This is a genomic window from Pseudoalteromonas sp. (assembly GCF_041613455.1).
Taxonomy (GTDB): Bacteria; Pseudomonadota; Gammaproteobacteria; order Enterobacterales; family Alteromonadaceae; genus Pseudoalteromonas.
Window position 1 is genome coordinate 1 of the sequence record NZ_JBFJHD010000159.1, and the last position, 6,985, is coordinate 6,985.

The 6,985-nt window shown below is 43.1% G+C and carries 9 protein-coding genes; 4 read left to right on the forward strand and 5 right to left on the reverse strand.

Features of this window, described 5'->3' with window-relative positions; translation table 11 throughout:
• A partial coding sequence (gene coaBC, locus ABYB02_RS12785; protein WP_372762828.1) for a bifunctional phosphopantothenoylcysteine decarboxylase/phosphopantothenate--cysteine ligase CoaBC occupies window positions 1-966 on the reverse strand: 966 nt, incomplete at its 3' end.
• A 142-nt stretch (window positions 967-1,108) separates the two neighbouring features.
• Here coaBC and radC point away from each other — a divergent pair.
• The 4 genes from radC (at window position 1,109) to rfaH (ending at window position 3,178) form a co-directional block, all read left to right on the forward strand.
• Window positions 1,109-1,783 carry a DNA repair protein RadC gene (gene radC, locus ABYB02_RS12790; RefSeq protein WP_372762834.1) on the forward strand — a complete coding sequence of 225 codons (675 nt, stop codon included), beginning with the start codon at window positions 1,109-1,111 and terminating at the stop codon, window positions 1,781-1,783.
• A gap of 273 nt (window positions 1,784-2,056) precedes the next feature.
• Window positions 2,057-2,293: a 50S ribosomal protein L28 gene (gene rpmB / locus ABYB02_RS12795; protein ID WP_372762835.1), complete on the forward strand. Its 237-nt coding sequence runs from the start codon at window positions 2,057-2,059 to the stop codon at window positions 2,291-2,293.
• 11 nt (window positions 2,294-2,304) lie between these two features.
• Window positions 2,305-2,460: a 50S ribosomal protein L33 gene (gene rpmG, locus ABYB02_RS12800; protein WP_004587947.1), complete on the forward strand. Its 156-nt coding sequence runs from the start codon at window positions 2,305-2,307 to the stop codon at window positions 2,458-2,460.
• A gap of 232 nt (window positions 2,461-2,692) precedes the next feature.
• Window positions 2,693-3,178, forward strand: a complete 486-nt coding sequence (gene rfaH, locus ABYB02_RS12805; RefSeq protein ID WP_372762829.1) for a transcription/translation regulatory transformer protein RfaH — start codon at window positions 2,693-2,695, stop codon at window positions 3,176-3,178.
• Window positions 3,179-3,248: 70 nt separating this feature from the next.
• Here rfaH and ABYB02_RS12810 read toward each other — a convergent pair whose 3' ends face one another.
• From ABYB02_RS12810 to ABYB02_RS12825, 4 genes are all read right to left on the reverse strand, one after another.
• A complete protein-coding gene (locus ABYB02_RS12810; protein WP_372762830.1) occupies window positions 3,249-5,264 on the reverse strand; it encodes a methyl-accepting chemotaxis protein in 2,016 nt (671 codons plus the stop codon).
• A gap of 241 nt (window positions 5,265-5,505) precedes the next feature.
• On the reverse strand, window positions 5,506-6,324 hold the full coding sequence (locus ABYB02_RS12815) for a symmetrical bis(5'-nucleosyl)-tetraphosphatase (protein WP_372762831.1): 819 nt from the start codon (window positions 6,322-6,324) through the stop codon (window positions 5,506-5,508).
• 16 nt (window positions 6,325-6,340) lie between these two features.
• Complete coding sequence (apaG, locus tag ABYB02_RS12820) at window positions 6,341-6,730, reverse strand: Co2+/Mg2+ efflux protein ApaG (protein ID WP_372762832.1); 390 nt, start codon at window positions 6,728-6,730, stop codon at window positions 6,341-6,343.
• Window positions 6,714-6,985, reverse strand: a 272-nt coding sequence (locus ABYB02_RS12825) for an rRNA adenine N-6-methyltransferase family protein (RefSeq protein ID WP_372762833.1), incomplete at its 5' end; no start/stop codon positions are given. The genes apaG and ABYB02_RS12825, both read right to left, overlap by 17 nt.

The following is a 6,985-nucleotide window of genomic DNA, read 5'->3' on the forward strand; positions in this document are numbered from 1 at the left end:
GACCGTATAAGGGCGGTTTTTCGTGAGGTTGGCAACCGTGGCCACCACATCCGGGTTTTTAACTAAACTCAGGGTTAACTCATCGCCTTGTTTCTTCATTTTTTGCGTTGCTACATTGGCGGCGCGGTAATCGGCCACGGCTGCACAGCCAATAAATGCATCTGACTGCGGAGCATAGTGCAGTGATTCAGCTAATAGCTGCTCTGCGCTTTCTATGCTGATCAACTTGGCGCCGGCAGGAGGGGCCAGGGTAACTGGACCCGAAATCAAATTAACCTTTGCGCCCAGTTGTAATGCGGCGTGTGCCAGTGCGTAACCCATTTTTCCTGAGCTGTGGTTAGAAATAAAGCGTACCGGATCAATAGCTTCACGCGTTGGTCCGGCGGTAATGGTTATGGTTTTACCGGCCAATAACTGCGGCTGTGGTTGGGCAGTACATAGCTCAACCAATTGCTGTGGCTCTAACATACGCCCTGCGCCCACATCACCACACGCTTGCTCGCCCTTGCCGGGTCCCCAAATAAGAACGTTGCGTGCTTTTAGCGTGGCTAAATTAGCTTGGGTGGCCGGGTGGGCATACATTTGTTGATTCATTGCAGGCGCAATAGCCACTTGTGCAGGGGTAGCCAGCAATAGCGTAGTGAGTAAGTCATCGGCAATACCGGCGGCCATTTTGGCGATAATATTGCTGGTGGCGGGAGCCACTAAAATTAAATCGGCCCATTTAGCAAATTCAATATGTCCCATGGCGGCTTCTGCTGCGGGATCTAGTAATGAATCTGAGACTATTTCGCCGCTCACCGCTTGCATCGTTAATGGTGTAATAAAGTGTTTCGCTGATTCGGTCATGACCACTTTAACATCACAATGCTGCTCTTTTAAGCGCCTAACGAGTTCTGCGCATTTATACGCTGCAATACCACCGCTAATGCCTAGCACTATTTTTTTGTTGGTTAAATTAATCATGGTTGCTCATCAGTGTTATTTAATATTGTGGCTAAAATAGCAAATCTTGACTCGTACAGCTAAGTTTTTAAGCTGAAATAACAGGCTAATTCTAAAATTTGCATTACAGTTAGAGAATAAGTGAATAAATCAAGGATGAATGATGCAACTTTCAGCTTTACCTGCTGCGCAGCGCCCACGTGAAAAGCTCATAGCCAAAGGAGCACAAGCACTCAGTGATGCCGAGTTACTGGCCATTTTTTTGCGTACCGGCTTGCCCGGCATGAACGTTATTGAATTAGCGCAGCATTTAATTAATGAAAACCAAACATTACAGAGCTTATTCAATGCAACGCTGGAGGAGTTTTGTGCTCAAAAGGGGCTAGGTGTAGCGAAATATGTGCAATTACAGGCGGTGTTGGAATTGAGTCGCCGTTATATGCAAGAGCAATGTCAGCGCGATACCGTATTTAATTCACCTAACGCTGTGTATGAGTATTTAACGTTGCAAATGCGAGGCTTGCAGCAAGAGGTGTTTATGGTGTTGTATCTCGATAGCCAAAATCACTTAATAAAAGATGAAATACTGTTTTACGGCACCATTAATGCGGCCAGTGTTTATCCTCGCGAAGTGGTTAAAGCAGCGTTAAAAAACAATGCAGCGGCAGTGATATTAGCGCATAATCACCCCAGCGGTATTGCCGAGCCAAGCCAAGCAGACAAACTCATTACCACGAAATTGCAACAGGCACTGCAATTGGTCGATATTAATGTGCTTGATCATATTATCGTGGGGGGAGAAAACTGCGTTTCTTTTGCGCAAAGGGGGCTTATTTAGCTTTACTTTTGCAGAAGTGTACTAAAAATGAGCTGTTTCGTAGTTTTTCGCAAATTAGTTTAATTTAAATGCAGTTTTTACTTTCCCTAACGGCATTCGATCTTTATAATTAGCCGCTATCAAATTTGCACATGAGCTGATTGGATGAGATCAGTAATTTGATCTCTACCTGTAAAAGCTGTATAAAGAGCGCCCTTCGATTTATCTCTAGGGCACGAATACATGGCCTTAGGGAAAATTAAGCTCGAGCTAAGTTATTGGAGATATATAGACATGGCTAAAGTATGTCAAGTTACAGGTAAGCGTCCAGCGGTTGGAAACCACCGTTCACACGCGAGAAACGCGACTAAACGTCGTTTCCTACCTAACCTACAAACACACCGTTTTTGGGTTGAAAGTGAAAAACGTTTTGTAACATTACGCACTACTACAAAAGGTATGCGTATTATCGATAAAAAAGGCATTGACACGGTTCTTACAGAAATCCGTGCTCGTGGCGAAAAAGTTTAAGGAACTGAATTATGCGCGATAAGATCCGTTTAGTTTCAACTGCTGGTACTGGTTTTTTCTACACTACCGACAAGAACAAGCGTAACATGCCTGAAAAGATGGAAATCAAAAAATTCGATCCTAAGGCTCGTAAACACGTGATTTTCAAAGAAGCTAAAATCAAGTAATTTTAGTTTTCTTTCAGAATGTAAAAACCCAGCCTCGGCTGGGTTTTTTGTTTTAAATTGCAAAAATATCAATTAAAGCTAGATTTGTATTGCTGTTATTGTGCAACCATTGCATGCGGTTGCTGCCACTAGGCATTTTGCACTCAGCTTTATGCTTGCGTATAATACCGCGCTTGTTTAGTTTATGGATGTAGCTTAGGTATACAGCACCAGTTAGAGCAGAGGGATTAGCATGAAGAGTTGGTATTTAGTGATATGTAAACCGCGTCAAGAAGCGCGCGCGCAGCTGAACTTACAAAACCAAGGGATAGAGGCCTTTTACCCCAAGTTAAGCACTGAAAAGCTGGTTAGAGGGCGCCGTAGCGTAAAGCAAACAGCATTATTTCCCAATTATTTATTTGTTTGTTTAGCAGCTGAAAACGGTAACTTTTCTGCGGTTAAAAATACCCGTGGTATCAGCGGATTTGTTGCTTATGGGGCTCAGTATCAACGGGTGCCGAATGAGCTGATTGCCCAGCTGAAAGCCGAGCGTTTAGATAGCCATGAATCACATATGCCACAAGCGGGCGACCGGGTGACTGTGAACAATGAGTCGTTTAAAAATATAGCCGCTATTTATAAAGAGCCGGATGGCGATATGCGCAGTATTTTACTAATACAGTTGTTAAATAAACAAATTGAAATAACAGTCAATAACCAAGAAATAGATAAAATTTAACTGCCTTCAGTAAATTAATGCTCCTCACTTACTGCTTTGCTGGCGTGAGTAAGGAGCAACAGCTCCTAAATTAAACCTTAAAGTCCTCTACCGATATTCTCAGCTCTTCGGCTAGTTTTGCTACTTCTGAACTAGAAATATTAGTTTGCACCGCGCCTTCGGCCGTTTGCTCTGCGATGGCTACAATAGACTCCAAGCGCTCGCTGATCTCCTGCGATACTTGTTGTTGCTCTTGTGCTGCGGTAGATATTTCTTCACTCACATTATGGGCTTGCGACACCGCTAAGGTAATTGAATCGAGTGCACTATTCGCAAGGTCGCTTTGCTCTACACATGAAACCGCTTGTTGTTTACCCTTGTCCATTGCCGTTACTGCGGCTTCTGCGCCTTTTTGCAGCGATTCAATCATAGATTGTATCTCTTGGGTCGACTCTTGCGTTTTGCTTGCCAGTGAGCGTACCTCGTCGGCTACAACAGCAAAGCCTCGGCCGTATTCACCAGCGCGGGCCGCTTCAATTGCGGCATTCAAGGCAAGTAAATTAGTTTGCTCAGCTATGTCACGAATAACATCTAAAATACTGCCAATCGAGGCGCTATCTTGATGCAGTTTATTAATAACATTGGCAGCTTCATCCACTTCGTAAGCCAGTTGTTCAATGGTGGCTTTGTTTTGATTAGAAATCGCTTTAACGCGCTCGGCTTCATTATCGGCATTTTTAATTTCGCTTAATGCTTGTTGCGCGCTATTGCTTACCGTTTGTGAGGTGCTGCTCATTTCGGTGGTGGCGGTTGCGGCTTGCTCTACTTGTGCTTGCTGATTACGAATGGCTTTGCTTGACTCACCCGTGATGGTAGAGGTTTCTTCTGAGGCCGCCGCAAGTTGCGTGGAACGTGAAATAATGCCTTTAATTAAAATACGTAAGCTATCGATTAAGGTGTTACAACTTTTAGATAACTCACCAAATTCATCTTTGGCGCTGTCATCTAAACGCTGTGTCATATCGCCACTGGCAACAATATTTAAAATACGGTTTACTTCAGCCAGTGGTTTGGTAATACGGCTGACGGTAACAAAGGCCACAATCACAGCAATAATCGTAGCGATGATCATGCCAACCCATGTCCATAAATTAGCCGAGTCCACATCGCTGCGCACATCTTGTTGCAGTGCAAAAGCCACATCGCTGGCTTGTTTAACCAATACGTCAATTTGAGCCAGCGCTGTTTTAGTTGCTTGCTCTGCTTGCGCAAGTTCACGCTCGGTAAGACTAATGGCATCAATTAAGCGTTTTTTATTTGCCGCAAGACTGTTATCACCGGTGATATTGCTTTCTAGTATATCGACATACTCTTTTAGCGGTACATATAAATCATTATTGCTTTGTTCAATAGCGGGCTTGATAAGAGCAATGGTGCGGATCACTTCATCAAAGTAATACTGTTGTTCATTTTTAACAATATCAAGGGTATTGAGGGTTTTAACCGTGAGCATATCGGTGCTGTTGCTGACCACCGACATAAAGTTGTTTTCTAGGTTGTTCGCTGCTTGATAAGCCCGTGGGTGATCTTGCTCTAGGCCATCAATATCAATAATATCGAGCACAATTGAATTGGCGTCTTCGGCAGCAAGCTCTATGGTTTCGAGCTGAGACTTCAGAATACTATTAAGTGCTAACTGTTGGCTTTTATCAGCCAGTAGGCTTTCTACCGTTGCTAAAAAGCTTAAATAGGTTTTCTCCACTTGCTGGCTACTTTTATTTAGTTGCGGATCATTTTTAACCACCGCTTGTAACTCTCGATGCAGCGTATCAAACAGCTTTTTTTGTGCGAGGACTTGTTTTTTTATTGGGTCGAGTTGCTGTGCTGAGGAGGTATAAAAACTGGCTTGAGCCGCTTTGCTCATTAAAATAAACTCAGCTTGTAACTTGGCGCTGTTATTTAAAGCAGGTAGCGATAACTGATTCACTTGTTGTGTGGAACGATCAATATTTGCTATTCTTATTAAAGAGTTACCGCCAATAATTAAAAGTAACAGAGTGATAAAAATAAACCCACCCCAAATACGTTGGCTTACTGTTAGATTCATACGGGTTTCCATTCAAAAGTACATCAGTTAAAACTTATCGGCGTTTACTGCAATAAGTTAAGTAATTAACATTAATTATTTTAATATTGGCTGATTTTTATGATTAAACTTATAACTACGCCGCAGTTAAAACAGCACTGCTACGGCTATGCAAAGTAAATCAACACATTGTGAACAAGTTGTAATTATTAGATTTTAACATGCATCATTAAATTTAACAGATGTAGCAAATTTTTTCAGTTTATTTAGCTAAAAGATGTGATTTTTCGACGGTTTTTTGTTTACTGGCAAGCTCTATTAAGGTCATTGCGCCGCCCCATACACAGCCTGTGTCCAAGGCTAATAGGTGTTTATGAGGGGTTTTTCCTTTTAAGGCTGCCCAGTGGCCAAAAATAAGGGTTTGCTCAGAATTGGTGATCGCGGGGTGCATAAACCAAGGTGTTAAATTACCACCACTCGTCAGCTCACCTTTAGCCGTTAAATCGAGCTGCTTGTCGGCGGTTAAAAAACGCATTCGAGTAAAATAATTTACAATGTAGCGAAATTTTTCTGCGTCACTCAGTTGCTCATGCCAACGGCTAGGGTGCGGTTGATACATAGTGGTAAAAAAGTGCGCGGCGTTGTCACCTTGATAGCACTGCTGGGCAAACTGCGCGTGCTGCAAAGCACGCTCTATTGACCAGTCAGGATTGAGCCCAGCGTGAGAAATAAAGCATGAGTATTGCGCAAGGTACAGTGCCAAAGGCTGAGTTTGTAAAAAGGCGATATAACGGGCGAGTTTATCGCTTTGAAATACAGCGCTTAACTTGTCGTGCGGGTTAGCGGGTTTATTTAATAGGTAGCAGGCAATTAGGTGTAAGTCGTGGTTGCCTAGGGTGATAGTGACACTATCTTGGTGTTTATAAAGAAACTCTAAGCAGGCCAGTGAGTCCGGCCCGCGAGCAACAATGTCACCGACTAGGTAAAGGTGATCTTTGCTGGGGTTAAAATTAACGCGCTGTAACAGGGTGTTAAACTCGTTAAAGCAACCTTGCAAATCACCTATTGCGTAGTCGGCCATCGTGGTGCTGCCGCTATTAGTGCAAAATGTTAGGGCAGGCTAAACGAAACACCTGGATCGGCGCTTGGAACTCGGCGCCAAATTCATTGCGTAATGTATAGTGACCCTGCATAGTGCCTACCGGAGTGTCTATAATCGCACCACTGGTGTATTTATAGCTTTCGCCAGGAGCTATGGTTGGGGTTTCGCCCACCACGCCTTCACCTTGCACTTCAGTTTCTTTGCCATTGGCATCGGTAATTAACCAATAACGACTGAGTAATTTCGCACTGCACAAACTATGATTTTTAATGGTGATAGAGTAAGCAAACACAAACTTATCGAGTTCAGGTTGTGATTGCTCTTCCACATAAAATGTTTCCACAGATACCTTAACAGGTGATCCAATATTACTGCTTGTTGTCATAAATCCAGTTTGCTATATCAATAAATTGTTGTAACGATAAGCGCTCAGCACGCATAGTAATATCAATGCCAATGCTGGTTAGCTCTTCTGCGGTAAGTAAGTTACTTAAGCTATTACGTAATGTTTTACGACGTTGGTTAAACGCTTCTAAACACACATTGTTTAATATTTTTACACTTTTTGCAGTGCGTTGCTCCGGCTTTTTAGGGATCAAGCGGATCACTGCTGAGTCTACCTTAGGCGCGGGTTTAAAGC